This is a genomic window from Vibrio sp. Vb2131, assembly GCF_033338535.1.
Taxonomy (GTDB): Bacteria; Pseudomonadota; Gammaproteobacteria; order Enterobacterales; family Vibrionaceae; genus Vibrio; species Vibrio alginolyticus.
On sequence record NZ_JAWOSW010000027.1, the window covers coordinates 26202 to 51674 of the forward strand.

Below are 25473 nucleotides of genomic sequence, written 5' to 3' on the forward strand. Positions count from 1 at the left end.
CACAGCCTCAACCAATCAGGGATTCTCCGGTGAAGTTCATAAAGCGTTTATTATTTTTAACATTGATTTGCATAATTCTTGGAGTCACCACAATATTTGGCTTCTATCAGTATGTGAAGCCTGAATTGCCAGATGTTGCAACTCTAAAAGACGTTGAATTACAAACACCTATGAAGGTGTTTAGTCAAGACGGGAAGCTGATCGCACAGTTCGGTGAAAAGCGTCGTATTCCTGTTACTTATGACGAAATTCCTCAAGACTTAATTCACGCGCTCATCGCAACCGAAGATAGCCGTTTCTACGAGCATCCTGGTATCGACCCTATCGGCATCACTCGTGCAGCGGTTGTTGTTGCGGTTTCAGGCTCGGCTAAACAGGGTGCAAGTACGATTACGCAACAGCTAGCTCGTAACTTCTTCTTATCTAATGAGAAGAAGATCATGCGTAAGATTAAAGAGATTTTTATTGCTATCCATATTGAGCAGCTTTTAAGTAAGCAAGAAATCATGGAGCTTTATGTCAATAAAATCTTCCTTGGTTACCGCTCATATGGCTTTGGTGCTGCCGCTCAAGTGTATTTTGGTAAGAGCCTTGATGAATTGACGTTAAGTGAGATTGCAACACTCGCTGGTATGCCAAAAGCGCCATCAACCATGAACCCAATTTACTCTCTTGAGCGCGCAACAAAACGCCGTAACGTTGTATTAATGCGAATGCTTGATGAGAAATACATTACACAAGAGCAGTATGACGAAGCACGCAATGAACCTATCGTGGCGCGTTATCATAGCGCTGAGATTGAGCTTTCCGCACCTTACGTAGCAGAGTTGGCTCGTGCATGGGCAGTAAAAGAGTACGGTGAAGAAGAAGCTTACACCTCTGGCTTGAATATCTACATGACTGTGGATTCTAAACTGCAAGATGCTGCAAATACGTCTGCGGTAAATAACCTCTTGTCATACGATGAACGTCATGGCTACCGTGGTGCAGAAAGTGTGCTTTGGAAAGAAGGGGAAGCGGCCTGGGGCAATGAGCAAATAGAAAAGCACCTGAAGAAACAGCCAACTTATGGTGACCTTTACCCTGCGGTTGTGACGAAAGTCGATGATAAGACGGCACAAGTATGGGTTAAGAACCATGAAGAGCAAACCATCCCTTGGACTGGAATGCACTGGGCGCGTAAGTACATTACTGATAACCGCCAAGGCTCAACACCAAAGTCAGCGCATGATGTGCTAGCGACAGGTCAACAAGTTTGGGTTCGCGAAGTAAGTGAAACCGATGAAGATGACAACACAACACTGAGCTGGAAACTGAGCCAAGTGCCGACAGCAAACACCGCGTTTGTTGCGATGAACCCAGAAAATGGCGCGATATTGTCGCTGGTTGGTGGTTTCAACTTTGTGCACAGCAAGTTTAACCGTGCAACCATGTCAGTGCGTCAGGTTGGTTCAAGTATCAAGCCTTTCATCTACTCGGCAGCAATTGACAAAGGACTAACTCTAGCCACTTTGATTAACGATGCGCCGATTAACAAGTGGGATGCAGGCTCTGGTTCAGCTTGGCGACCAAAAAACTCACCACCAACTTATGGTGGTCCAACGCGTCTTCGCCTCGGCTTAGCTCAATCAAAAAACGTCATGGCAGTGCGTACACTCCGTGAAGTTGGCCTCGAGGAGACACGTCAGTACCTTACTCGTTTCGGTTTTGATATTAACCAAGTACCACGCTCTGAGACCATCGCACTCGGAGCTGGTAGCTTAACACCAATGAAAGTGGCACAAGGTTACTCTGTGTTTGCGAACGGTGGTTATTACGTTGAACCATTCTATGTAGAACGCGTGGAAGATGCATTCGGTGAAGTACTGTTTAAAGCCAATCCAAAGAGTGTTTGTCATAAGGATTGTCCGCAAATGAGCGAGCAGCCAGAAAATCGCTACGCTGATGAATTTGGCGAACAAGACGTCGCGATTGATGGCCTAGCAACAGACAATGCCCTTGAAAATGATGAACCTCAATATGCACCGCAAGTTATCTCCGAACAGAATGCATTCTTAATGCGTGAGATGATGTACAGCAACATTTGGGGTGGCGGTAACTGGCGTGAAGGCACAGGTTGGAATGGTACAGGCTGGCGCGCGCAAAAACTTGGTCGTCGCGATATCGGGGGTAAAACGGGTACAACGAATGATTCCAAGGATGCTTGGTACAATGGCTATGGACCTGGTGTCGTTGCGATAGCTTGGGTTGGCTTTGATGATCACTCACGTGCACTTGGCCGCACCACTGTTAACAGCAACCTAGGGCAAGGCCAAATTTCTGGTGCCGAGTCGGGTGCGAAAACCGCAGAGCCTGCTTGGATTGACTTCATGCGTGTTGCGCTAGAAGGGACGCCGGAGCAAGGTAAAAATATTCCAGAGGATATTATTCGAGTTCGTATTGATCGCAACAGCGGTATGCTAACGCACAAGGTAGATAGCACATCAATGTTCGAATACTTTGAAAAAGGCACGGAGCCTACCGAATACGCTGGCGACCGTTTAGAAGATAGTATTTACTCTTCAGGCTCTGGCGCAGAAGAACTGTTCTAAATCACAAAAGCACAAGGGAGAGCATCAAGCTCTCCCTTTTTTATGTCGGCTTTTACGCCGCGGCGTTCAATGAAGGATAAGAAGCCAATACTTCTTTAATCTTCGCCGCCAAAGCTTCAAACCTAGCTCGTAGTGGTGAGCCCGGACGGTATACGAGAACGATATTACGCGAGGGGGTTGGGTTAACAGCTGGTACGTAGCATACGCCATCTTTTTGCTTCTCATTAGGGATAGAAAGCTGAGGCAATAACGTAATCCCCGCACCGGCAGCAACCATGTTGCGTAACGTCTCCAAGCTGGTGGCTTTAAAACGCTCATCGTCTTTTGCTCCAGCGGCAAAACAAAAACCTAACGCTTGATCTCGCAGACAGTGGCCGTCTCCCAACGCTAAAACGGTTTTACCATTCAGCTCCAACATATCAACATGGTCGAGAGAGGCCCACTCATGGTCACATGGCACTGCGACACTTAATGGCTCTTGATACACTTCGATCTCTTTAAATGGCGCAGTTTCATCAACCGAAGCTAAAACTAAGCAATCTAGTTTGCCTTCTTCCAATTGACGCACTAATTGATGTGTTTGAGCTTCGTGCAGAAATAGCTCCAGCTCAGGAAATGCTTCTTTTATCTGCGGCAGAATTTTGGGTAGTAGATAAGGCCCAACCGTCGGGATGAAACCAATATGCATCGGTCCAGTCATGGCTCCGCTTTGACCGCTTGCCATATCTCTGAAGGTTTTCACTTCACTTAAGATGCGTTTAGCCTGCTCCACCAGCTGTAACCCTGAATCGGTAAACAAAACACGTCGGCTGCTTCGCTCTAAAAGCGTGGTCCCGAGTTCATCCTCTAGTTTACGAATTTGCCCACTCAATGTTGGCTGGCTAACAAAACATGCCTCTGCCGCTTTGCGAAAGTGCTTATGTTCCGCAAGTGCAACTAAGTACTCAAAATCTCGAATATTCATAATTCACGCTTCGCTTCTTTAACAATAGCTAATACCTATCAAAACCATAACACCAAACGATTAGAGCTATCAAAGGATTTTTACAATAATGGGCTCAACAAAACGAAACAGAGCGACGAAAAACGCTAAGCTCTATACGCATAATTTAAAATAGTTAAAGGAAATCATTATGTTTGTATCTAAAGAAGGTCAACAAGTCCCTCAAGTTACTTTTCCAGTTCGTCAAGGTGACGCTTGGGTGAATGTAACGACCGATGAGCTATTTAAAGGTAAGACCGTTATCGTATTTAGCTTACCGGGTGCATTTACTCCAACCTGTTCATCAAGCCATCTACCTCGTTACAACGAATTGTTCCCTGTATTTAAAGAGCACGGAGTTGATGAGATTATTTGTGTCTCGGTCAATGATACGTTCGTGATGAATGCATGGAAACAAGACCAAGAAGCAGAAAACATTACCTTCATCCCGGATGGTAATGGTGAATTCACCGATGGCATGGGTATGTTAGTGGATAAAAACGACATCGGCTTTGGCAAACGTTCATGGCGTTACAGCATGCTAGTAAAAGATGGCGTAGTGGAAAAAATGTTCATTGAGCCAAACGAACCAGGCGACCCATTCAAGGTGTCAGACGCAGATACGATGCTGAACTACATAGCGCCTGACTACAAAACGCAAGAATCCATCACGGTGTTCACTAAACCAGGCTGCCCTTTCTGTATGAAAGCGAAACAAAATCTGATTGACCACGGTCTTCAATATGAAGAAGTGATTCTGGGTAAAGACGCAACAACAGTTAGTCTACGAGCTATATCTGGTCGCACGACTGTTCCACAAGTCTTTATCGGTGGCAAGCACATCGGCGGTAGCGAAGAGCTAGAAGCGTATCTAGGCTAAGCTGTCCATAGCCTACACCCTCGGTCTCCGGTGCCTTTGGCTCGGAGGCCAACCCTAAACCACTTCTTCTACTAGTCTAGATAAGTAGTTATCTGCCAATAAGGTGACTACTTATCCAGATTCAACTATCCAATTCACTCTCCAAGCTCAATGTAGCTAGCTTGGCTTAGAACAAAAGCGAGAGTTCACGATGAAACAAGTTAATGTCGACGTAGCGATTATTGGTGGCGGGACGGCTGGTCTTGGTGCTTATCGAGCAGCAAAAGCTCATACCAACAGCGTGGTAATGATTGAGGGCGGTCCCTACGGAACAACCTGTGCTCGTGTCGGATGCATGCCGTCTAAGCTGTTAATTGCGGCAGCAGAAAGTGTTCATCAAATCGAAAAAGCACCTGGATTTGGGATACACCCGCAAGGTGAAGTACGAATTAACGGACGAGAAGTTATGGATCGTGTAAAGCGCGAACGCGATCGTTTTGTTGGCTTTGTGCTTGAAAGTGTCGATGATATTCCCGCTGAAAACAAACTATCGGGCTACGCGAAGTTTGCCGATGACCACACTCTCATCATAGATGATCATACTCAGGTCACCGCACAGCGCATTGTTATTGCGACAGGATCTCGTCCAGCATATCCGGCAGCTTGGAATGAACTGGGTGATCGCCTAGTGATTAACGATGATGTATTTGACTGGGATGACTTACCAGAGTCAGTGGCAGTATTTGGCCCAGGAGTCATCGGCCTTGAATTGGGTCAGGCTTTACACCGCCTAGGAGTAAACGTGAAGCTCTTTGGCCTTGGAGGACAAGTGGGCCCACTGACAGACCCAGAGGTGATGGCGTATGCAGATAAAGCCTTTAAGGAAGAGTTCTACCTTGATGCAGATGTAAAAGTCGAAAGTATGAAACGCATTGCTTCGTCAGACAATGACGGCGAAGACAAGGTCGAAATCCAATTCATCAACCATGATGGTGAATTAGAAACTTTCGTTGTCGATTACGTATTGGCCGCAACGGGTCGTCGTCCAAACGTCGATAAGCTGGCGATCGAGAACACCAATGTGGCTCTCGATGAACGTGGCGTACCAACGGCGGATCACTACACATTGCAAACTTCGGTAGAGAGCATCTTCATCGCAGGTGATGCAAGTAACCAAATTCCACTGCTGCACGAAGCCGCTGACCAAGGCCGTATTGCTGGAGACAACGCAGGCCGTTTCCCAGATATTCGTGCGGGTCTGCGTCGCTCACCAATTTCAGCCGTGTTCTCCGACCCTCAAATTGCTATGGTTGGAGAAACATATAAACAACTAGAAACACGTCTAGGCACATGTGGATGTTTCGCAACCGGTGAAGTCTCGTTTGAAAATCAAGGACGTTCGCGCGTCATGCTTCGTAATAAAGGCATTCTGCATGTCTACGGAGAGCAAGGCACTGGACGTTTTTTAGGTGCAGAAATGATGGGCCCGAATGCAGAGCATCTTGCTCACCTTTTAGCATGGGCGCACCAAAATAGGATGACGATTTCTGAGATGTTAGATATGCCCTTCTATCACCCAGTGATTGAAGAAGGCGTCCGCACCGCTCTACGTGATTTGAATGCAAAACTACACTTAGGGCCAGAAATGGTGAAACATTGTCTTGACTGCGGCCCTGGCTGCTAACGCTTTCAGGCTTCTATCTAAATATAAAGCAAAGCCTCGTCATCAACGAGGCTTTGCTTTGCTACTTCGGCGCAATAAAATCTCTCTTACGCTGCCATCATTGCATAGCGGCTGACCATATAAATCGCGACAACACCGATCATAAAGAACCCACCAGCGATACTCAGCGCAAGTTTCAACTCTGTCGACATCATTATATTTCCTGTTAAAGACTGACAGCACACCATACATCAATTACGTGCCACAAAGCTTTTACAAAGCTAACTTTCCATTTTTGGTTGTGTCATGGCGCTCTAAGCCCGTGTAAGAAACGCTTTCCACCATTTAGTTAGATATATAATCTGAAGCAACACTAATGGTTTGGAAAACACTATGACTTGTCGCCGCTGCGAGGAACATTGGTTTTGGAAAAAACTTGGACGTTGTCAACGATGCTTGGATCAATTGACGGTACTTTCTGTACTGTGTTGGATTGTGTGGTGGTTTACGCTCAAAGATGATCCACAAAGCATCGAGTCGATCGCTTTGATCTTTGCCGGCTTCGCTTTCAACGTTTTGTTGTTTCTACACTTATGGATGCGTTTTGTCATCTTGCCTTGGCAACGTCGAAAGGGACAAAAAAAGGCCAATAAAAAAGAGAAAAGTGACAGATAGAAAAAAGCCCCAAAACCAATGTCAGTTCTGGGGCTCTCTTAGATTCTTCTAAGAAAAAGCAGTGGTACTTTAATAGACCGGGCTTCCTCTCAAAGGTTCCAAATTTTTTCGATTTTTTTAGCGAATACTGATGTAAGTAAACAGGAAAATGACTATGTCATTGAATGCTAATAAAATCACTCCACAACTTCAGTTCATGCCACATGCGTTTTTTGGATCACTTGCTCCATTAAATTGATCTCAAGCGCTACCTCATCACATGCATGTTGACGTGGGCACTGATCGCAATCTTTCAGAACTTTCTCCGGCAGTAATGACTTCGATGTCGGTAAAAAGCTTTGCTTCATAAAGAACTCAGGCGTTCGCGTTAGAACAAAGACTTTCTTGATCGCCATCTGGCGCGCTTTCTCAACCAAATAGTTCACAATCGCACTGCCCTGCCCTTGGCCTTGCCAGCCCGCTTCGATACCAAGAGAGCGTATTTCAGCCAACCCTGAGTCATACACATATAGAGAAGCGCAACCCGTCACTTCACCATGATGCTCAGCCACCGCGAAAGAGCCAATATCTCTCACGAGCTCATTACGAGAGCGCGGAAGATTCTCACCAAGGTTCGCCCAGTAAGCAACCATACCTTCCAACGTTTCAATGTCCGTCAAACGTGCAGGACGCACTTTCACCGCCGAGCTGTCACGCTGGCTCAGGCGCTTATCCGCTTGTTCTACCGCGTAAGCGACCTGGTGAGGCGAAACACCACCCAAAGCACAACGCTTTTCCAAACACGAATCGATAGTCAGAATGTCATACACATCCGCTTCAATGACCTCTGAGAAGGCTTTTAACTCTTCGATAGACAGCTCTTCTAGCGCACAACCTTTAGCAATAGCACCAACGACCGCGACACCGACGATGTGGTGAGCTTCACGGAATGGGATGCCTTTCGCCACTAGGTAATCAGCTAACTCTGTCGAGTTTGCGTAACCTTGTTTCGCCGCTTCTAGTGTGCGCTCGCCATTCACTTTAATACCGTCAAAACACAGAGCTGCCATTTCCATGCAGTCGTTCCATGTATCTAAAGCGTCAAACAACCCTTCTTTATCTTCCTGCATGTCTTTGTTGTACGCCAATGGCAAGGCTTTAACTGTCATCATCATGCTCGATAATGCGCCATAGACACGCCCTGTCTTACCACGGATCAACTCAAGTGCATCTGGGTTTTTCTTCTGTGGCATTAATGACGAACCAGATGTCACCGTATCCGCTAACTCAATGAAGTTTGACTCGCCTGAATTGTAGAAGATCATATCTTCTGCAAGACGAGAAAGGTGAAGCATAGAAATCGACGCCACCGACATCAGTTCCATCACATGATCACGATCTGAAACCGAATCTAGTGAATTACGCGTAGCACGGTGGAAACCGAGATTATGTGCTAATTGTTCGCGATCAATCGGATAAGCCGTTCCCGCTAAAGCACCCGAGCCAAGTGGACAAGTGTCGAGACGCTGTAAGGCATCATTCAGACGAGAGTAGTCACGCTCGAACATTTCAACATAAGCCAAGCACCAGTGAGCAAAGGTTACAGGTTGAGCACGCTGAAGATGAGTATAGCCTGGCAATACGGTGCCTTGGTGCTGTTTAGCAACATGGACCATTTGTGCTTGTAGGCGATCTAAAGCAATCAATAATTGCTGACCTTGCTGACGACACCAAAGTTTCAAGTCTGTGGCGACTTGGTCATTCCGAGAACGCCCAGTGTGGAGTTTTTTACCTAAATCTCCCACTTTACTGATTAGCTGCTGTTCAACCCAAGAGTGGATATCTTCTGCATCAGAGCGAAGAATTTGGTGAGGGTCTTCCATCACTTCTAACTTCAGCTCATTTAAAGCAAGTTCCAGTTTTTGCTGTTCTTCTGCCGATAGCACATCAACAGAAAGCAGAGCTTTAGACCATGCGATTGAACCTACGATGTCTTGCTCAGCCAATCGGTAGTCAAAACGCAACGAATCATTGAACTCTTTAAATCTGGTGTCTGCCGCTTGGGTAAATCTTCCGCCCCATAATGCCATTGCGTCTCTCCTGATGACTATTGCTTACTCTAACGTTCTCGAATGAGTAGTAACCAATTTGATGGTCATTTGCTCACTTTTTCTTATGGGTCAACGTTACGGCAATTTCGATAAAAAATAAAGTATAAATTCAATATTTTTACATACATATTCAAACAAACTTTAGATACTCGCTTTTAGAAACCAAAAGACCCGCCTATAAATGGCGGGTCTTTATTCAATCCAAGATGGATGTTAATGGATTATTTCTTCTGGCTGTTCAATGCACGAATACGGCTTGATAGCGAGTAAAGACGGATGAACCCACCTGCATGGCTTTGGTCGTAAACTTCATCTTCACCAAAAGTCGCGAACTCTTCTGAATACAAGCTGTTGTCAGAACGTTTTTGCGTCACTGTCGCTTGACCTTTGTAGAGCTTAACAACCACTTCACCGTTAACGTCTTGCGCTAGCTCTTCTGAAGCGGCAAGGATCGATTTACATAGTGGCGTAAACCAACGGCCATCGTATACAAGGTGAGACGCTTTTAGACCTAGCTCCTCACGGAATTCGAATGATGATTTGTCTAGCACAAGCTGCTCTACAGCACGCAGCGCTTCCATCATGATGGTGCCTCCCGGTGTTTCATAACAACCACGAGACTTCATCCCAACAAGACGGTTTTCCACGATATCGATACGGCCAACACCGTGCTTAGCGCCCTTCTCGTTTAGGTAAACCAGTGCGTTATATGGTGTCATCACTTCACCATCAACTTCGACCACTTCACCTTTTTCTACTTTCAGCGTGACGTATTCCGCTTCATTTGGCGCTTGCTCTGGGTCGACAGTCCACACCCAGCAGTCTTCGTTTGGTGCGTTCCACGTATCTTCTAAAACGCCGCCTTCCGTCGAAATGTGCCATGCGTTTGCATCACGTGAATAGATCTTAGTAAGAGACGCAGAGCAAGGAATATTACGCTCAGCTAGGTAATCCAAACACTCTTCACGGCTCACTAGGTCCCACTCACGCCAAGGTGCAATCACTTGTAAGTCCGGTGCTAGTGCTGCGAATGCGCCTTCAAAACGTACTTGGTCGTTACCTTTACCTGTACAGCCATGACACAGAGCGTCCGCGCCCACTTTACGTGCCACTTCAACCTGCGCTTTGGCAATGATTGGACGCGCCATTGATGTACCTAGCAGGTACTTACCTTCGTAGTACGCGCCGGTTTTTAGCGTTGGGTAAATGTAGTCTGCGACCATTTCTTCTTTCAAGTCCGCGATGTAACACTCAGAAGCACCAGAGGCTTTTGCTTTCGCTTCAATGCCTTCTAGCTCTTCGGCACCTTGACCAACATCGGCAACGAAAGCCACTACTTCACAGTCGTAGTTCTCTTTTAGCCACGGGATAATTACTGAAGTATCTAGACCGCCTGAGTATGCGACTACCACTTTATTTACGTTCACTTTGCTCATGTTTTTTCTCCAAACTTAACTGGCGCTGCGCTCGGCGGTCAGTGCCAACTACGACTTCCTAATATTGAATTCTTTTGCTGATGCTTATTGAGGCAAGAATTGAGTACCAATACTTTCACCAGCGAATAACTGTGCTAATTTTTCTGGGTAACGCCAGGTCGCGACTTCAATTGGACGGCCAAGATCATTGGCGGCCTCCAAAGCAGCTTTAACTTTGACGATCATGCCATCGGTGATCACATGTCCATCGATCAACGAGTTAGCTTGCTGCTCTGACAGGGTTTTGATCAAATGGCCTTTTCCATCTAATACACCACTCACGTCTGATAACAGGACTAACTCCGCATCTAATGCGCCCGCAACCGCGACTGCTGCTTGATCAGCATTCACATTCATCATCTGGCCATCTTTGGTTAAACCAATTGAACTGATGATCGGCAGTGCACCTGTGTTTAGCACCGCTTGTAATAGTGCTGAGTCACCCGGTGATGCTTTGCCTACCGCGCCGAGTTCTGGGTCAAGTTCTTCAACAAGACACAAACCACCATCCGCAAGGCTAAGGCCCACAGCGTTAAGACCGTCCGCAATCGCTTGACCTTGAAGTAGCTTATTCGCAGTGCCCGCAAGCGCGCCTGCAATCACAGGAATTTGCTCGTATGGCGTTACGCGTAAACCGTTTTTCTTTACGGTTTCAAGCTGAAGCTTTGCCATCAACTCATCAACTAGGTAGCCACCGCCATGAACGATGGCGATTTGTCGCTGTGCCGATTTTTGGTAAGCCGCAATGGCACCAAACAGTTGGCTTAAGGTTTGAGTGCATGATAGAGCTGCACCACCTAGCTTAATGACTAAAGGAGCTTGATTGGTTTGCGTCATCGCATTTCCCTCTTTCAACGACTACAGCAACGCTGTCAGTTCTGGGTAACCGTAATGAATATTGAGACATTGCATCGCTTGACTCGATGCACCTTTAAGTAGGTTGTCGATAGCTGAAATCACAATGATGTGTTCGCCTTGTACCTTCCAGCCGATATCACAGAAAGGGGTATTTTCGACATCCTGAATACGTGGAATACCGTCGCCTTTAAGACGCACCGCAGGCTTGCCTTGATAAGCTTGTTCAAACGCCTGTGCCACTTGTGCTTCTGTCACACCTTGCGCAAGCTTCATGGTGATAGTGGCAAGAATGCCGCGTTTAAAGTTGCCGAGGTGCGGAGTAAAAATCACATCGCAACCCAAGTGCTGAGCAATCTCTGGCTGGTGACGATGGTTAAATACACCATAGGGTTGCAAGCTCACTTCACAGAAGCTGTTAACCATGGAGGCTTTACGCCCTGCACCTGATACACCACTGGTTGCGTTGATCACTGGCCATTGGTTGGTATCGAGCAACGCATGTTCTAATAAAGGTTTGATTGCAAGCTGTGAAGCGGTTGGGTAGCAACCTGCTACTGCAATCAAAGGAGTGGTTTTTATTGATTCTTGGTTCCACTCAGCTAAGCCGTATGCTGCTTTATCTAACCAGTTGTTATGTTGATGTGCGAAGCCATAAAAAGTGTCGTAAAAGCCTTCACTTTTCACACGGAATGCACCCGATAAATCGAATACCTGACAGCCTGCCTCCAAGAAAGTTGGGGCTAAATCATGGCTGACTTCGTGAGCCGTTGCCAAAAACACCACGTCCGATTCTTGAGCGATTTGCAGTGGATCCGTTAGTGGTAAAACTGGCATATCAATGATGCCCGCTAGCTTACCGTGCAGCTGCGCGATGCTCTTTCCCGCATCAACACTGTTGGCGGAAACGTATAAACCTGATAGCGTGAGTTGTGGGTGTTTATTAACCATTAACGCTAACTCTGCGCCGGTGTAACCGCTGGCTCCAATAATCGTGGTTTTTAGCATTGTGTGACATCCATATACTTAAAGGCTCAAATGACTATTCATATTTAATTTTTGCTTTATTTTGATTTTTTATTCATTAAATATGATTTAATATGTGTTTTACATTTTTGTGGTCTGTCTGTCAACAGGAGATTTGAAGAATCCATGCAATTACCAACTTTTCTAGAGGTCTATGAAGGACTCATCAGCACCTCTTCTATCAGCTCCACGGATCCGAGCTGGGATCAGGGCAATGCAAAAGTCATCGAAAAACTCGCATCTTGGTTTAAAGATCTGGGTTTTAGCGTTGAAGTGATCGAAGTCGAGCCAGGCAAGCACAATATGATCGCACGTATGGGAGAGGGAGAAGGTGGCCTTTTACTTGCTGGCCATAGTGATACCGTGCCATTCGATCAAGGGCGATGGAATTTTGATCCGCATAAACTGACGGAAAAAGACAACCGCTTCTACGGTTTAGGCACAGCAGACATGAAAGGCTTTTTCGCCTTTATTTATGAAGCAGTGAAGAAAGTCGATTGGAGCAAGCAGAGCAAACCACTTTACGTATTAGCCACTTGTGACGAAGAGACCACCATGTTGGGCGCGCGACATTTCACAGCAAACGCCCCATTTAAGCCGGATTACTGCATCATTGGTGAACCCACCAGCCTTGTACCAATTCGAGGTCATAAAGGGCATGTGGCAAATGCCATTCGCGTAACAGGCAAGTCCGGTCACTCATCGGACCCAGCGCTTGGCGTTAACGCTATTGAGATCATGCATGAAGTCATGTTCGCCATGATGCAACTGCGTGACAAATTGATTAAAGAATATCACCATCCGGGTTTTGCCATTCCAAGCCCAACCCTAAATCTTGGACACATTCATGGTGGTGACAGCGCTAACCGTATTTGTGGTTGCTGCGAGCTGCATTACGACGTGCGTCCTCTTCCCGGCATTAGTCTTGATGGTTTAGAGAACATGTTGCGCGGAGCATTAAAAGAAGTCGAAGCGAAATGGCCAGGGAGACTGGAGATTATTCCATTGCATGAGCCTATTCCAGGTTACGAATGCCAACATGACCACCCATTTATTGGTGGTGTTGAAGAGATCTGCCAAACCAGTTCAGAAACCGTGAACTACTGTACTGAAGCACCATTTCTACAGCAGTTGTGTCCAACCTTGGTGCTCGGCCCTGGGTCAATCGACCAAGCCCACCAACCGGATGAGTTTCTATCCTTCGACTTTATCGACCCCACAATTGATGTGCTTTCAAAGGCGATGGTCAAGTACTGCTGTTAATACGCGTTTAAGCTCAAAAGTCTGTGCAGCTCGATTGAGCTGCATCTTTTTATCTTCACAATTTAGCGCTAGTCTTAACACTTATTTAACTTGTTATTTTGTAATTAATTTTCACTTCTTACTCTATGGCTGCCGTAAATTTGCTCTAAATCAGGAGACAGCGGAATAATTGCAAACTTAGTCTGCTTTATTTGACTATAACTGGTGCTTTTCGCTAGATTGGAGTCTTAACAAGGACAATGGATGTAGTTTTTTTACGAGGCAGGACGACAATGAACGAGAAATACGCCGCACTCAAAAGTAATGTGCGCATGTTAGGCCACTTATTGGGTAACACCATTCGCGATGCCCATGGCGAAGAAATCTTCGAGAAAGTGGAAACCATTCGTAAATTATCCAAATCAGCTCAAGCAGGGAATCAAGCAGACAGGGACAGCTTGATCGAAGAAATCAAACATCTACCTGATGAGCAGCTAACGCCCGTTACTCGCGCGTTTAACCAATTTCTAAACCTCACCAATATCGCTGAGCAATACCACACGATTTCACGCCATTGTGAAGAGCACATTTGTGAACCAGACGCGATTAACTCGCTGTTTTCTAAACTGGTACAAAACGATGTGAGCAAACTGGACACTGCCCAAGCGGTTCGTGATCTAAATATTGAATTGGTATTGACGGCTCACCCAACAGAAATTACGCGCCGTACGATGATCAACAAACTGGTCAAGATAAACGAGTGCTTATCAAAGTTGGAGCTAAGCGATCTTTCTTCTAAAGAGCGCAGAAAAACCGAACGCCGCCTAGAGCAACTGATTGCCCAAGGCTGGCATTCAGACGTGATTCGACAACAACGCCCAACTCCGTTGGATGAAGCAAAATGGGGCTTTGCGGTCGTTGAAAACTCGCTATGGGAAGCAGTACCGGACTTCCTACGTGAGATGAATGACCGTCTAAAATCTTACCTTGGAGAAGGTTTACCCATTGATGCTCGCCCAGTGCACTTCTCCTCTTGGATGGGCGGTGACCGTGACGGTAACCCGTTTGTTACTCACAACGTTACGCGTGAAGTCTTACTATTGTCTCGTTGGAAAGCCGCCGATCTTTATCTCAATGACATTAACGAGTTGATCAGCGAGCTGTCTATGACAGTTTCAAACGATCAAGTCCGTGAACTTGCTGGCGAAGATCAGCACGAACCATACCGTGCGATCCTGAAGCAATTACGCACTCTGCTCAATGAAACCAAAGATATTCTCGATGCTAAGATCCACGGTCAAAAACTGGCCGTTAAAGCACCACTGCAAAAAGTCGAGCAACTTTGGGAACCGCTGTATGCCTGCTACCAGTCACTAAACGAATGTGGCATGGGTGTAATAGCCAACGGCTCACTACTGGATACACTACGCCGCGTAAAAGCATTTGGTATCCATCTTGTACGTCTTGATATCCGCCAAGAGAGCACGCGTCACTCAGACGTCTTGTCTGAACTAACTCGCTACTTAGGTATTGGTGATTACGAACAATGGAGTGAGCAAGATAAGATTGCTTTTCTAACTAACGAGCTTGCATCTAAACGTCCGCTTCTCCCTCGTGATTGGGAACCGTCTGAACCCGTCAAAGAGGTTTTGGATACCTGCAAGATTGTTGCAGCACAACCGCGTGAAGCGTTTGGCGCTTACGTTATTTCAATGGCACGTACCGCCTCTGACGTACTAGCCGTTCATCTACTGCTACAAGAAGCTGGTTGCCCTTACCGCATGGATGTGTGTCCTCTATTCGAAACGCTAGACGATTTGAACAACGCGGAATCGGTCATCAAGCAGCTTATGGGGATTGACCTTTACCGTGGTTTTATCCAAAACCACCAGATGGTCATGATTGGTTACTCTGACTCAGCGAAAGATGCAGGTGTTATGTCTGCTGGTTGGGCTCAGTATCATGCGATGGAATCGTTAGTTAAAGTGGCTGAAGAAGAAGGCGTTGAGCTAACTCTATTCCATGGTCGTGGGGGCACAGTCGGTCGCGGTGGCGCACCTGCGCATGCTGCGCTTTTGTCGCAACCACCAAAAAGCTTGAAAGGCGGTTTACGTGTAACAGAGCAAGGCGAAATGATCCGCTTTAAACTGGGACTCCCAGATGTCGCAGTAAACAGCTTTAACCTATATGCAAGTGCGATTCTGGAAGCCAACTTGTTACCGCCACCGGAGCCAAAACAAGAATGGCGCGACTTGATGGAAGTGCTATCAGAAGTAAGCTGTGAGTCTTACCGAAATGTGGTTCGTGGCGAGCCAGATTTCGTGCCTTACTTCCGCCAAGCAACACCAGAACTCGAACTCGGCAAGTTGCCACTTGGTTCTCGTCCTGCAAAACGCAACCCTAAGGGCGGAGTAGAAAGCTTACGTGCAATCCCGTGGATCTTCTCATGGAGTCAAAACCGTTTGGTACTTCCTGCATGGCTAGGCGCAGGTGAAGCGATTCAATACTCGATCGATAAAGGCCACCAAGCATTGCTCGAAGAGATGTGCCGCGAATGGCCATTTTTCTCAACTCGTCTCGGCATGCTGGAAATGGTGTACTCGAAGTGTAATATTGATATCTCTCGCTACTACGATGAGCGATTGGTGGATGAGTCGCTCCGTCCACTCGGTGAAAAGCTTCGTGCTCAGCTTCAAGAAGACATCAAAGCGGTACTGAATGTAGAGAACAATGAAAACTTGATGCAGCATGACCCTTGGGGACTCGAGTCTATTCGCTTACGCAATATCTACGTTGAGCCATTGAATATGCTACAAGCAGAGCTGCTATACCGCACGCGTCAAACCGAAGAAGCTTCTGCAAACTTGGAAGAAGCGTTGATGGTGACGATTGCTGGTATTGCTGCTGGTATGCGCAACACAGGCTAATCGTTTCATTTTTAATAAAAAGCTGGGCAAATGCTCAGCTTTTTTTTATCACAGGATAATCGCACCAAAACAAAAGCAGTCAAATAAACCATAATAGACCCAAAAAATACCAAAATAAAAGAACAAAAAACCACAAGTTAACACTATTGATTATTATGTTAGTTTTTTAGGGTAATTTTGTCCTACTATTCCACTTCATGCTTATTATTTATATACTACTTGCCTGCTGAGAGCTCATAAATCCAATCATACCTGCTCCAGCCTTGATGGGACTCCCCATCTCTCTAGGTGATAAACGGCTTTAAGGTGACAGGACCAACATTGTTGGTGCTACTTATACATTAAAAAACTCAAGTGCCAGTAAGAGCGCAGCTGAAAGTATAAGTAGCTTGTTTACAAGTTTATTGACCATTTGGATTGAAGACATGTCATTACCACACGTAATCTTAACTGTTCTTAGCACTCGCGACGCAACCGGTTACGATATCACTAAAGAATTCTCTGCTAGCATCGGTTACTTCTGGAAAGCAAGCCACCAACAGGTGTACCGTGAACTCAACAAAATGGCTGAGAAAGAACTGGTTACTTGCGTATTAGAACCCCAAGAAGGCAAACCAGACCGCAAGGTTTACTCCATTACAGACGCTGGTCGCAGCGCTTTAGGAGAGTGGTTTGATCAACCAACTGCACACCCAACAGTTCGTGATGAGTTTTCAGCGAAATTGATGGCATGTGCCGTTCAACCTGCGGCTCCATTCCGTGACCAACTCGCCGAGCTAGTTGAAGAGTCTCGCAAACTGGTTTCTCACTACAAAGAAATTGAAGCGGCTTACTACGCAACGCCGTCAACTTTAGATAAACAAGCTCGCCTAGAACGTCTAACGCTTCGCCGTAACCTTCTGTTACGTGAAACTTGGATCACTTGGGCAGAAGAAGTTCTAACTGAACTTGAAGTGATTGGTTAAACTCCTTTTGCTTTGATAAAACGAAAAAGGCTTGCCACTTGGCAAGCCTTTTATCTTTTTGAAACCAGATTTACGCACCGACTACTGCGCGAGGACGAACACCCAACGTATGGCATAACGCGTAAGTCATCTCTGCACGGTTTAGTGTGTAGAAGTGAAAGTCCTTAACCCCTTCACGACTCAGTACACGCACCATATCAATAGCTTGGCTAGCTCCTACAAGCTGGCGAGTCACCGGATCATCATCCAAGCCATCGAATTGTTTGCTCATCCATCCTGGTACTTTCACATTGTTCTGTGCCGCAAAGCGAGACGCTTGCTTAAAGTTCGATACAGGCAAAATTCCTGGCACAATTTCTACGTCAATTCCTGCTGCGACACAACGGTCACGGAATCGCAGGTAAGACTCAACGTCAAAAAAGAACTGAGTAATAGCACGGTTTGCACCTGCATCTACCTTACGTTTTAGGTTCAATAAGTCAGACTGAGCGCTTTTAGCTTCAGGGTGAACCTCAGGGAATGCAGCAACGGAGATATCGAAATCGTGGCGTGATTTCAGCAGCTCAACCAAATCCGAGGCATACATATCAGGCGCACCGCCACCTGGAGGAATATCACCACGCAGAGCGACGATATTTTCAATACCATTGTTCCAATAATCATCGGCAATATTAATCAACTCTTCACGAGTCGCATCAATACAAGTGAGATGGGGAGCGGCAACCAATCCGGTTGTTGCTTTAATTTCTTTAATGATGGAGTGTGTTCTGTCACGCTCGCCGGAGTTCGCACCGTAAGTCACAGAAACAAATTTAGGTTGAAGCGTTTTAAGACGGTGCACTGAATTCCAAAGTGTTTCTTCCATCTTAGCGCTGCTTGGCGGAAAAAACTCAAACGATACATTGATGTTATCTGATAACTCAGCAATATTCTGGTTCAAGGCGTCGATATGGCCTGCGTGCGTATATCCCATCTTACTCTCCCTGCGGCACTCCGCCACGAAAACAAATCCTTAAAATCGACGTTTAGACGTCTATATGTCTACAGAATGTATTGAATACGATTTAATGTCAACCTTGTAATTATGAATTTTTCTCAAGTTAATAATGAAGATAGTTCAAGTTTCTACTTGAGCATCATCTCGCCATTTTGCACGGGTTATGACTTCAGTATGGCACTGATAGGGGAATAAAAAACCCTGGATTAATTCCAGGGTTTTTAGGTCAATCGCAACTTTAAAATAAACCAGCCAATCGGTTGAGGTCGGATTGAATAGCGCCGGCTGTCACTTCTCTGCCTGCGCCTGGTCCTCGAATGACCAGAGGGTTATCTTTGTACCACTTGCTCTCTATGGCAAAAATGTTATCGCATGGCAATAAGTTGGCGAGCGCGTGCTCACGAGACAACGCTTCGACTCCCACCGTTGCTTTACCATTTTTTTCTAAACGCGCCACATAGCGAAGCACTTGATCGTTTCTCTGTGCTTTTGTCAGACGCTCTTGAAGTATTTCACTCAACAACGCTCCATTATCGAAGAAATCATCTAAGCTCAGTTCTCTTAATTCTTCTGGCACTAAAGACTCAACTTTAACGCTGTCTGGTTCTATATCTAGGCCCGATTCTCGAGCCAAGATGACTAACTTACGCATTACATCGGAGCCATCTAAATCAGAACGAGGGTCAGGTTCGGTTAACCCTTGCTGCCAAGCAAGATCGACTAAATCATTAAATGGTACAGAACCATCAAACTGTTGGAACAGCCATGATAACGTCCCCGAGAAAATCCCCGATAGAGCGACGATTTCATCCCCACTTTCACGAAGATCTCGCACGGTATGGTTTATCGGTAACCCAGCACCAACCGTTGCGTTGTATAGCCAATGACGACCAATTTTAGCGAATGCATCTTGAACCTGATGGTAGTACTGACTATCTGCGGAACCGGCCACTTTGTTAGCGGAAATCAAATGAATGCCTTGCTGTGCGATTTCTACGTAGCGCTGAGCTAACTCTTTACTCGCGGTAACATCAAGCACGACGGCTTCATCATAGCTTTTAAGTGCTCCCAAACGTGCCAGCCAATCCCCATTGTTTGCTATGCTTTCATCATCAAATCGTTCAGCAACACTCGCCGCCTCAATACCTTGCTCATCGAACCAATAGGTTTGGCTATCCACAACCGCGACAAGATCAAAGCTCATACCATGACGTTTTTCGAGCTCACTTTTTTGCGTAGCAAATAAATTTAGCCAACTAGAACCAATATTACCCTTGCCACATAAAGCCACTGCCACGCGTTTTTGCGCTTGGAACAACTGGCTATGAATCGTTTGAACCAACGCCTCGGTATCAGTACGGCGCAAAACAGCGACTAGGCTCAGCCCTGAGTCTGTTTCAGAGATAAATTCTACCGGAGAGTGCTTTAGCTTCTGATAAAAGCCAAAGCAATGATTGGCGTTTTTCGTAACGCCTGCACCTACCGCAGCTAAGAGCGAGTAACCTTCTTTTAGCTTAATTTCAGCCTCTACCGCAAGCTCTTGCAAGTGTTTCAATGCACCACCGGCGATTTCTGCGGTGTAAGCCAAGCGTAGCGTGTGCTGATCGGATTGAGCTTCAAATGCCAGTGGCTCTAATTGCGCGCGCTGCAACGCTTGTAATACATCACTCTGTGTTTTTTCGAAGTCGTGCCCATGCATGAAAGACAACTGCACCAATAAAACATCATCCAGTGAAGTAATAATTTTAGCGCCACGACCAGATGCCAATACACGCTCAATACGAGTAGAACCCGACTCTGGCAGATAGCTACACTTGAGATTAAGGTCCATGGTACTTTGCGCCACAGGCTGAAGCGTACGACTGTGTAGCACTGGGGCAGCTAAGCGAGCAAGTTCACTGGCTTCATCCAATCGAAGTAACGGTAATAAACAAGCGTCAGACACCAAACGTGGATCGGCACTATAAACACCAGCAACATCACTCCAAATCGTGACAGTACTGACTTCAGCAAGCGCGCCTATGACCGTTGCAGAATAGTCAGAGCCGTTACGACCAAGTAGAATGGTTTCTCCTGCCTCGTTCTGAGCCATAAAGCCAGTAATTACCACACGTTTATGGTTATGCTGCGCGAGGATCTCTTTAATTAAAGGGTATGAACGAGCGCGATCAACCTCTGGTTGAGTTCCCGCTTCTGCACGTAAAAACGCTCGTGCATCTTGTGCAACCGCAGGGATAGAACGTTGAGATAATAACGCGGCCAATAGGCGAGCAGACCATACTTCTCCGTGTCCCAGTACCGCAGCTTTTTGCGCATTAGTGAGTGGTGCAGTCAGCTCCGAGAGAGTACTGAACTCATCATGTAATAAAGCTAACAGCTCTTCTTTTGCTTCACTCTCCAACAAGCTTTCTATTAGCTCAGTTTGGAACTGTCTTAAGCTTTGAAGCGCTTCATGCGCAATTCGGCCATCTTTATTTAACCCTTCCAAAAACTCAATCAAGCGATTAGTGGTTTTTCCTGCAGCAGAGACGACCACAAGATCATTTTCTGTCGAATACTCTTTGAGAATACCCACAACGCGTAAGTAGCATTCTGGGTTTGCTAAGCTACTGCCACCAAACTTATGCAGCTGACGTTGTACAGTCATTGTTATCGTCTCCTATTACTGGGTAGCTTTAGCGAACGCTTGTTCTAAATCTGTGATGAGGTCTTGTGCATCTTCCAAACCGACAGACAAACGCAATAGTTGATGAGAGACCCCAGCCTCCGCCAGTGCCTCCTCACCCATTGCACGGTGAGTCATGGATGCCGGGTGGCAAATCAAACTTTCTACACCACCTAATGATTCAGCTAATGAAAACAGTTGGAGCTCTTTCACAAACACCTTTAACTGCTCAAACGAACCAGCAAACTCAAAACTCAACATAGAGCCAAAGCCCGTTTGCTGCTTTTTAGCAATGTCGTGACCTGGATGTTCCGGCAGGCTTGGATGATAGATAGTTTTAACTAACGCTTGTTTCTGTAGGTAAGCCAGTACCTGCTGTGAGCTCTCTTCATGTACTTTCATACGAGCACCAAGCGTACGAATACCTCGCAGTGTCATGTAACTATCGAAAGGTGTGCCCGTTGCACCAATACAATTGCCCCACCATGCAAGCTCTTCTGCATGCGCTTCTGTGTTGGTGATGATTACCCCACCAATTACGTCCGAATGACCGTTGATGTACTTTGTTGTGGAGTGGATAACAAAATCCGCACCTAGCTCTAAAGGTTTTTGGTACACGGGTGTCAAAAAGGTATTGTCCACCGCAACTAACGCGCCGACTTGTTTCGCTTTTTCACAAGTAGCTGCAATATCCACTACGCGAACCAGAGGGTTTGACGGAGTTTCTAGCAAAATGAGTTTTGGTTTTTGTGCCAATGCAGCATCTAAAGCCTGTTCGTCTGATTGATCGACAAACTGAACCTTAAAATCGCCTTTATTAGCTCGGGTATTAAAAAGACGATAGGTACCACCATAACAATCGTGAGGAGCAATGATGAGATCATCTGGGCCGAGAAAAGCGGAAACCCATAAATTTAATGCCGACGTACCGCAGTTAGTAACAACCGCTCCTTTTCCAGACTCGAGTTCAGATAGCGCACTTTCCAACAGTCCGCGGTTTGGATTACCAGATCGTGTGTAATCATACTTGGGCACTTCACCAAAAGCAGGAAAACCATAGTTAGTGGAAAGATAAATAGGTGGAACGACAGCATGATATTGGCTGTCTGATTCAATACCAGTGCGTACTGCAATGGTCGCAGGTTTGCGAGTGCTCATGGGTGTATCCTTTCACGGGTAATGACTTCTAAATAGGAATGCGCTATATCTAATGAGTAACATAAAGTGATCAACACGCTTCCTTTGCTGTTATGTTCACTTTACTCGTCAAAAAATGAGACGTCAACACTTCTAGACGTCTATATGTCTTTGCTTATGGCGGTAAATGCAGCTAAAATCAGCACCTAAATTATTTTTAACCGATTACATAAATGAAGGTGTGCAATGGCTGACTGGAATGGCGAATACATTAGCCCATATGCAGAGCACGGCAAAAAAAGCGAACAAGTAAAAAAAATTACCGTCTCTATCCCGCTAAAAGTTTTAAAGGTGCTAACTGATGAGCGTACTCGCCGTCAGATCAATAACTTACGCCATGCAACCAATAGCGAATTGCTATGCGAGGCATTTTTGCACGCGTACACAGGTCAGCCACTTCCGACAGATGAAGACCTTCGTAAAGACCGTCCTGATGATATTCCAACAGAAGTAAAAGCGCTGATGACGGAAATGGGCATCGAATTTGAGTCATTCGACGAAGAATAAAAAAGCCTGATAAAATGTTTCAGGTAATAACTCTTGCCTCGAGCCAAATGAATGACATAAAAAATGGGACGCAATAGCGTCCCATTTTTATGTATCACATCAGAAAGATATATTACTCTTCCATGTAGTTTGCAGGCATCTCGATACGAGCTACACCTGAATTAACCGCCGCCTGAGCAACCGCTTTTGCAACACGTGGTAGCAAACGTGAATCCATTGGTTTTGGAATAATATAGTCCGCACCAAACTCTAGCTTATCAACACCTGCAGCCTTCAATACGGCTTCAGGTACAGGCTCTTTTGCTAGCTCACGAATCGCCTCAACGGCTGCAAGTTTCATTTCATCATTGATTTCACTTGCACGCACATCAAGAGCACCGCGGAAAATAAATGGGAAACACAATACGTTGTTAACTTGGTTAGGATAATCACTACGGCCAGTACCCATGATCAAGTCATCACGAACTGCGTGAGCAAGTTCCGGCTTGATTTCAGGATCCGGGTTAGAACATGCGAATACGATTGGCTTATCTGCCATCAACTTCAACGCTTCCGCTGGCAATAGGTTTGGACCAGATACACCTAGGAACAGATCTGCACCTTCAATCACGTCTTCTAGTGTGCGCTTATCTGTATTGTTCGCAAATAGCTGCTTATATTCATTAAGATCATCACGACGAGTGTGAATCACACCTTTGCGATCTAGCATGTAGATTTTTTCGCGCATTGCGCCGCATTTGATCAGAAGCTCCATACACGCTACAGCGGCAGCGCCAGCGCCAAGACAAACAATTGTTGAATCTTCAAGTTTCTTACCTTGAAGTTCGATTGCATTCAGCATACCCGCTGCCGTTACAATAGCAGTACCATGTTGATCATCGTGGAATACTGGTACATCACAACGTTCAATCAGACGCTTTTCAATCTCAAAACAGTCTGGTGCTTTAATATCTTCAAGGTTAATACCGCCAAAAGTGTCTGCAATGCTCGCAACAGTATCAACAAATTCATCGATCGTGCGGTGCTTAACTTCAATATCAATAGAGTCAAGACCTGCAAAACGCTTAAACAGTAACGCTTTACCTTCCATCACTGGCTTAGATGCAAGTGGACCTAGGTTACCTAGACCTAGAATAGCGGTACCGTTAGAAATAACAGCAACCATGTTCCCTTTTGCAGTGTACTTGTACACGTTATCCGGGTTTTGTGCGATTTCACGCACTGGCTCTGCAACTCCTGGGCTGTATGCAAGGGCAAGATCACCCGCCGTTTCCGCAGGCTTTGTCAGTTCGACAGCAATCTTTCCTGGAGTTGGATAAGCATGGTAATCCAATGCTTTTTGGCGATGTTCTTCTTCTGGAGTGGCTGCTTGGTGGTTGTCTTCAGACATGGACGTTTCTCTTTTTTATTTTTAGGTAAGGGGGCATAAATTCTATCGGATAGAAATCAAACTTCATAGGCAAGATTGCGAGCAATATCCTTAAAAAGCCGATAATAAAAGAGATTAGACCAGATAACGGGGTTAAGCACCCGATTTTCGAGTCAGGTGCTCTTTCTTATTACTATTATTGGAGTATGCAAACTTAGATAGTATCGTTACTCTTCGTCCACGTATTGCGCTTGGAGATAATTCTCAATACCAGACATTTCAATCAAGCCAAGTTGCGTCTCTAGCCAATCAACATGTTCTTCTTCATCTTCAAGAATGTCTTGGAATAAATCTCGAGACACATAATCTCGAATGTCTTCAGCGTAAGCAATCGCATCTTTTAAATCTGGAATAGCCGCCATTTCAAGCTTTAAGTCACACTCGAGCATTTCCTTGGTATCTTCACCAATCATCAACTTACCTAAATCTTGTAGGTTCGGTAAGCCTTCAAGGAACAAAATACGCTCAATTAGATGATCGGCATGTTTCATCTCATCGATAGATTCGTGATATTCCTTGTCTGCTAGGTGCTTTAAGCCCCAGTCTTTATACATTCGGGCATGAAGAAAATACTGATTAATAGCGACGAGCTCGTTACCGAGCACTTTATTGAGATGTTGAATGATGATTGGATCGCCTTTCATGACAAAACCCTCCTCTTTGGCTTCATTTAAATGTAGAAGCAAATGAGAAGGTGTCAAAATGTAAGGCAAATAATTACTGCATACTTACAGCAATTAGCTGGCTTGTTTAAATTCCGTGTAACTAGTTTCCGCTAAAATTTCCTTGGCCTGTCTGATGCACTTACCACATTGGCTGCCCAATGCCGTGCACTTTTTGATTCCTTTAATATCTGTTACGCCTTCATCTATCGCCAACTTCCTGATTTTTTTGTCGGAGACACCATGGCAAAGACAAACGTACATACTCAAAAAACCTATAAAACTAATCTGTGACAAACAATATAAACAAGAATAGTTCTTGTTACCAGTCGCATTATGGTGTCCGCTCAGAATATTTGGTTATAACGATTTTACCGCTGCAGGAAAAGATCAAAGGGTTAAGAGGGGTGAGTAAAAGCGTTAAGAAATAAAGTCGGTAAAACTCTGTTTTTAAATCGAAAAAGTGACGTCTTTTATTTCAACACTTATAACTAAATGTAATCTAGAAATGAAAAAGGGAAGCCTAAGCTTCCCTTTTCGATGCGCTTTCTTCAAAAAGAAGAACAGTGCAAGATTTCGTTTAATTCGTTATGAATTAGTCGAAGATCTTAGCAACAACACCAGCACCTACTGTACGGCCACCTTCACGGATCGCGAAACGTAGAC

Annotated in this window: 19 protein-coding genes and 1 pseudogene; 8 read left to right on the forward strand and 12 right to left on the reverse strand. The window is 45.5% G+C overall.

Annotated features, from left to right (window positions below; translation table 11 throughout):
* Positions 1-29 precede the first annotated feature (29 nt).
* Entirely contained in the window at positions 30-2591 is a 2562-nt protein-coding gene (locus R7E38_RS21195) for a penicillin-binding protein 1A (RefSeq protein ID WP_025768081.1), read from the forward strand.
* 52 nt (positions 2592-2643) lie between these two features.
* On the opposite strand, the gene oxyR is transcribed toward R7E38_RS21195, so the two are convergent.
* Entirely contained in the window at positions 2644-3555 is a 912-nt protein-coding gene (oxyR, locus tag R7E38_RS21200; protein WP_005381326.1) for a DNA-binding transcriptional regulator OxyR, read from the reverse strand.
* Between the two features lie 169 nt (positions 3556-3724).
* Here oxyR and R7E38_RS21205 point away from each other — a divergent pair, with 169 nt between their 5' ends.
* The 3 genes from R7E38_RS21205 to R7E38_RS21215 all read left to right on the forward strand — a co-directional run bounded on the left by R7E38_RS21205 (position 3725) and on the right by R7E38_RS21215 (position 6770).
* Entirely contained in the window at positions 3725-4453 is a 729-nt protein-coding gene (locus tag R7E38_RS21205) for a redoxin family protein (RefSeq protein WP_053350732.1), read from the forward strand.
* 190 nt (positions 4454-4643) lie between these two features.
* Positions 4644-6116: a dihydrolipoyl dehydrogenase gene (locus R7E38_RS21210; protein ID WP_213971951.1), complete on the forward strand. Its 1473-nt coding sequence runs from the start codon at positions 4644-4646 to the stop codon at positions 6114-6116.
* Between the two features lie 372 nt (positions 6117-6488).
* Positions 6489-6770, forward strand: coding sequence for a DUF3624 domain-containing protein (locus tag R7E38_RS21215; RefSeq protein ID WP_025768083.1), 282 nt, complete (start codon positions 6489-6491; stop codon positions 6768-6770).
* Between the two features lie 194 nt (positions 6771-6964).
* On the opposite strand, the gene argH is transcribed toward R7E38_RS21215, so the two are convergent.
* The 4 genes from argH to argC form a co-directional block, all read right to left on the reverse strand.
* Entirely contained in the window at positions 6965-8839 is a 1875-nt protein-coding gene (gene argH / locus R7E38_RS21220) for an argininosuccinate lyase (protein ID WP_005381331.1), read from the reverse strand.
* 242 nt (positions 8840-9081) lie between these two features.
* Entirely contained in the window at positions 9082-10296 is a 1215-nt protein-coding gene (locus R7E38_RS21225; RefSeq protein ID WP_005381332.1) for an argininosuccinate synthase, read from the reverse strand.
* Between the two features lie 84 nt (positions 10297-10380).
* Positions 10381-11172, reverse strand: coding sequence for an acetylglutamate kinase (gene argB, locus R7E38_RS21230; RefSeq protein ID WP_137282407.1), 792 nt, complete (start codon positions 11170-11172; stop codon positions 10381-10383).
* 21 nt (positions 11173-11193) lie between these two features.
* On the reverse strand, positions 11194-12198 hold the full coding sequence (gene argC / locus R7E38_RS21235; RefSeq protein ID WP_017633525.1) for an N-acetyl-gamma-glutamyl-phosphate reductase: 1005 nt from the start codon (positions 12196-12198) through the stop codon (positions 11194-11196).
* Between the two features lie 144 nt (positions 12199-12342).
* Between argC and argE the strand changes: the two genes are divergently transcribed.
* The 3 genes from argE (at position 12343) to R7E38_RS21250 (ending at position 17350) form a co-directional block, all read left to right on the forward strand.
* Entirely contained in the window at positions 12343-13479 is a 1137-nt protein-coding gene (gene argE / locus R7E38_RS21240) for an acetylornithine deacetylase (RefSeq protein WP_005381335.1), read from the forward strand.
* 272 nt (positions 13480-13751) lie between these two features.
* Positions 13752-16385 (forward strand): phosphoenolpyruvate carboxylase, encoded by a 2634-nt coding sequence (gene ppc / locus R7E38_RS21245; RefSeq protein WP_005381336.1) that lies wholly within the window; start codon positions 13752-13754, stop codon positions 16383-16385.
* A 425-nt stretch (positions 16386-16810) separates the two neighbouring features.
* The gene (locus R7E38_RS21250) at positions 16811-17350 is read left to right on the forward strand and encodes a PadR family transcriptional regulator (protein WP_005382791.1); all 540 of its coding nucleotides are present in this window, start codon (positions 16811-16813) and stop codon (positions 17348-17350) included.
* A 70-nt stretch (positions 17351-17420) separates the two neighbouring features.
* Here R7E38_RS21250 and metF read toward each other — a convergent pair whose 3' ends face one another.
* The 3 genes from metF to R7E38_RS21265 all read right to left on the reverse strand — a co-directional run bounded on the left by metF (position 17421) and on the right by R7E38_RS21265 (position 22170).
* On the reverse strand, positions 17421-18323 hold the full coding sequence (gene metF, locus R7E38_RS21255) for a methylenetetrahydrofolate reductase (protein WP_005381345.1): 903 nt from the start codon (positions 18321-18323) through the stop codon (positions 17421-17423).
* A gap of 262 nt (positions 18324-18585) precedes the next feature.
* On the reverse strand, positions 18586-20994 hold the full coding sequence (locus R7E38_RS21260; RefSeq protein WP_017633523.1) for a bifunctional aspartate kinase/homoserine dehydrogenase II: 2409 nt from the start codon (positions 20992-20994) through the stop codon (positions 18586-18588).
* A gap of 15 nt (positions 20995-21009) precedes the next feature.
* Complete coding sequence (locus R7E38_RS21265; RefSeq protein ID WP_005381350.1) at positions 21010-22170, reverse strand: O-succinylhomoserine (thiol)-lyase; 1161 nt, start codon at positions 22168-22170, stop codon at positions 21010-21012.
* 225 nt (positions 22171-22395) lie between these two features.
* Here R7E38_RS21265 and metJ point away from each other — a divergent pair, with 225 nt between their 5' ends.
* A complete protein-coding gene (metJ, locus tag R7E38_RS21270) occupies positions 22396-22716 on the forward strand; it encodes a met regulon transcriptional regulator MetJ (RefSeq protein ID WP_005381353.1) in 321 nt (106 codons plus the stop codon).
* Between the two features lie 112 nt (positions 22717-22828).
* Here metJ and R7E38_RS21275 read toward each other — a convergent pair whose 3' ends face one another.
* From R7E38_RS21275 to R7E38_RS21290, 4 genes and pseudogenes are all read right to left on the reverse strand, one after another.
* Positions 22829-24106 carry a malic enzyme-like NAD(P)-binding protein gene (locus tag R7E38_RS21275; RefSeq protein WP_025768085.1) on the reverse strand — a complete coding sequence of 426 codons (1278 nt, stop codon included), beginning with the start codon at positions 24104-24106 and terminating at the stop codon, positions 22829-22831.
* 206 nt (positions 24107-24312) lie between these two features.
* Positions 24313-24789, reverse strand: coding sequence for a bacterioferritin (gene bfr, locus R7E38_RS21280; protein WP_005381359.1), 477 nt, complete (start codon positions 24787-24789; stop codon positions 24313-24315).
* A gap of 93 nt (positions 24790-24882) precedes the next feature.
* Complete coding sequence (locus tag R7E38_RS21285) at positions 24883-25071, reverse strand: (2Fe-2S)-binding protein (protein WP_005381360.1); 189 nt, start codon at positions 25069-25071, stop codon at positions 24883-24885.
* A gap of 331 nt (positions 25072-25402) precedes the next feature.
* Positions 25403-25473 (reverse strand): annotated as a pseudogene (locus tag R7E38_RS21290) (elongation factor Tu); the annotation flags it as partial.

Excerpts from the sequence above, each read along its gene's own strand:
- oxyR (WP_005381326.1), bottom strand. The coding sequence starts at position 3,555 with ATGAATATTCGAGATTTTGAGTACTTAGTTGCACTTGCGGAACATAAG.
- R7E38_RS21205 (WP_053350732.1), top strand. The coding sequence starts at position 3,725 with ATGTTTGTATCTAAAGAAGGTCAACAAGTCCCTCAAGTTACTTTTCCA.
- R7E38_RS21210 (WP_213971951.1), top strand. The coding sequence starts at position 4,644 with ATGAAACAAGTTAATGTCGACGTAGCGATTATTGGTGGCGGGACGGCT.
- R7E38_RS21215 (WP_025768083.1), top strand. The coding sequence starts at position 6,489 with ATGACTTGTCGCCGCTGCGAGGAACATTGGTTTTGGAAAAAACTTGGA.
- argH (WP_005381331.1), bottom strand. The coding sequence starts at position 8,839 with ATGGCATTATGGGGCGGAAGATTTACCCAAGCGGCAGACACCAGATTT.
- R7E38_RS21225 (WP_005381332.1), bottom strand. The coding sequence starts at position 10,296 with ATGAGCAAAGTGAACGTAAATAAAGTGGTAGTCGCATACTCAGGCGGT.
- argB (WP_137282407.1), bottom strand. The coding sequence starts at position 11,172 with ATGACGCAAACCAATCAAGCTCCTTTAGTCATTAAGCTAGGTGGTGCA.
- argC (WP_017633525.1), bottom strand. The coding sequence starts at position 12,198 with ATGCTAAAAACCACGATTATTGGAGCCAGCGGTTACACCGGCGCAGAG.
- argE (WP_005381335.1), top strand. The coding sequence starts at position 12,343 with ATGCAATTACCAACTTTTCTAGAGGTCTATGAAGGACTCATCAGCACC.
- ppc (WP_005381336.1), top strand. The coding sequence starts at position 13,752 with ATGAACGAGAAATACGCCGCACTCAAAAGTAATGTGCGCATGTTAGGC.
- R7E38_RS21250 (WP_005382791.1), top strand. The coding sequence starts at position 16,811 with ATGTCATTACCACACGTAATCTTAACTGTTCTTAGCACTCGCGACGCA.
- metF (WP_005381345.1), bottom strand. The coding sequence starts at position 18,323 with ATGGGATATACGCACGCAGGCCATATCGACGCCTTGAACCAGAATATT.
- R7E38_RS21260 (WP_017633523.1), bottom strand. The coding sequence starts at position 20,994 with ATGACTGTACAACGTCAGCTGCATAAGTTTGGTGGCAGTAGCTTAGCA.
- R7E38_RS21265 (WP_005381350.1), bottom strand. The coding sequence starts at position 22,170 with ATGAGCACTCGCAAACCTGCGACCATTGCAGTACGCACTGGTATTGAA.
- metJ (WP_005381353.1), top strand. The coding sequence starts at position 22,396 with ATGGCTGACTGGAATGGCGAATACATTAGCCCATATGCAGAGCACGGC.
- R7E38_RS21275 (WP_025768085.1), bottom strand. The coding sequence starts at position 24,106 with ATGTCTGAAGACAACCACCAAGCAGCCACTCCAGAAGAAGAACATCGC.
- bfr (WP_005381359.1), bottom strand. The coding sequence starts at position 24,789 with ATGAAAGGCGATCCAATCATCATTCAACATCTCAATAAAGTGCTCGGT.
- R7E38_RS21285 (WP_005381360.1), bottom strand. The coding sequence starts at position 25,071 with ATGTACGTTTGTCTTTGCCATGGTGTCTCCGACAAAAAAATCAGGAAG.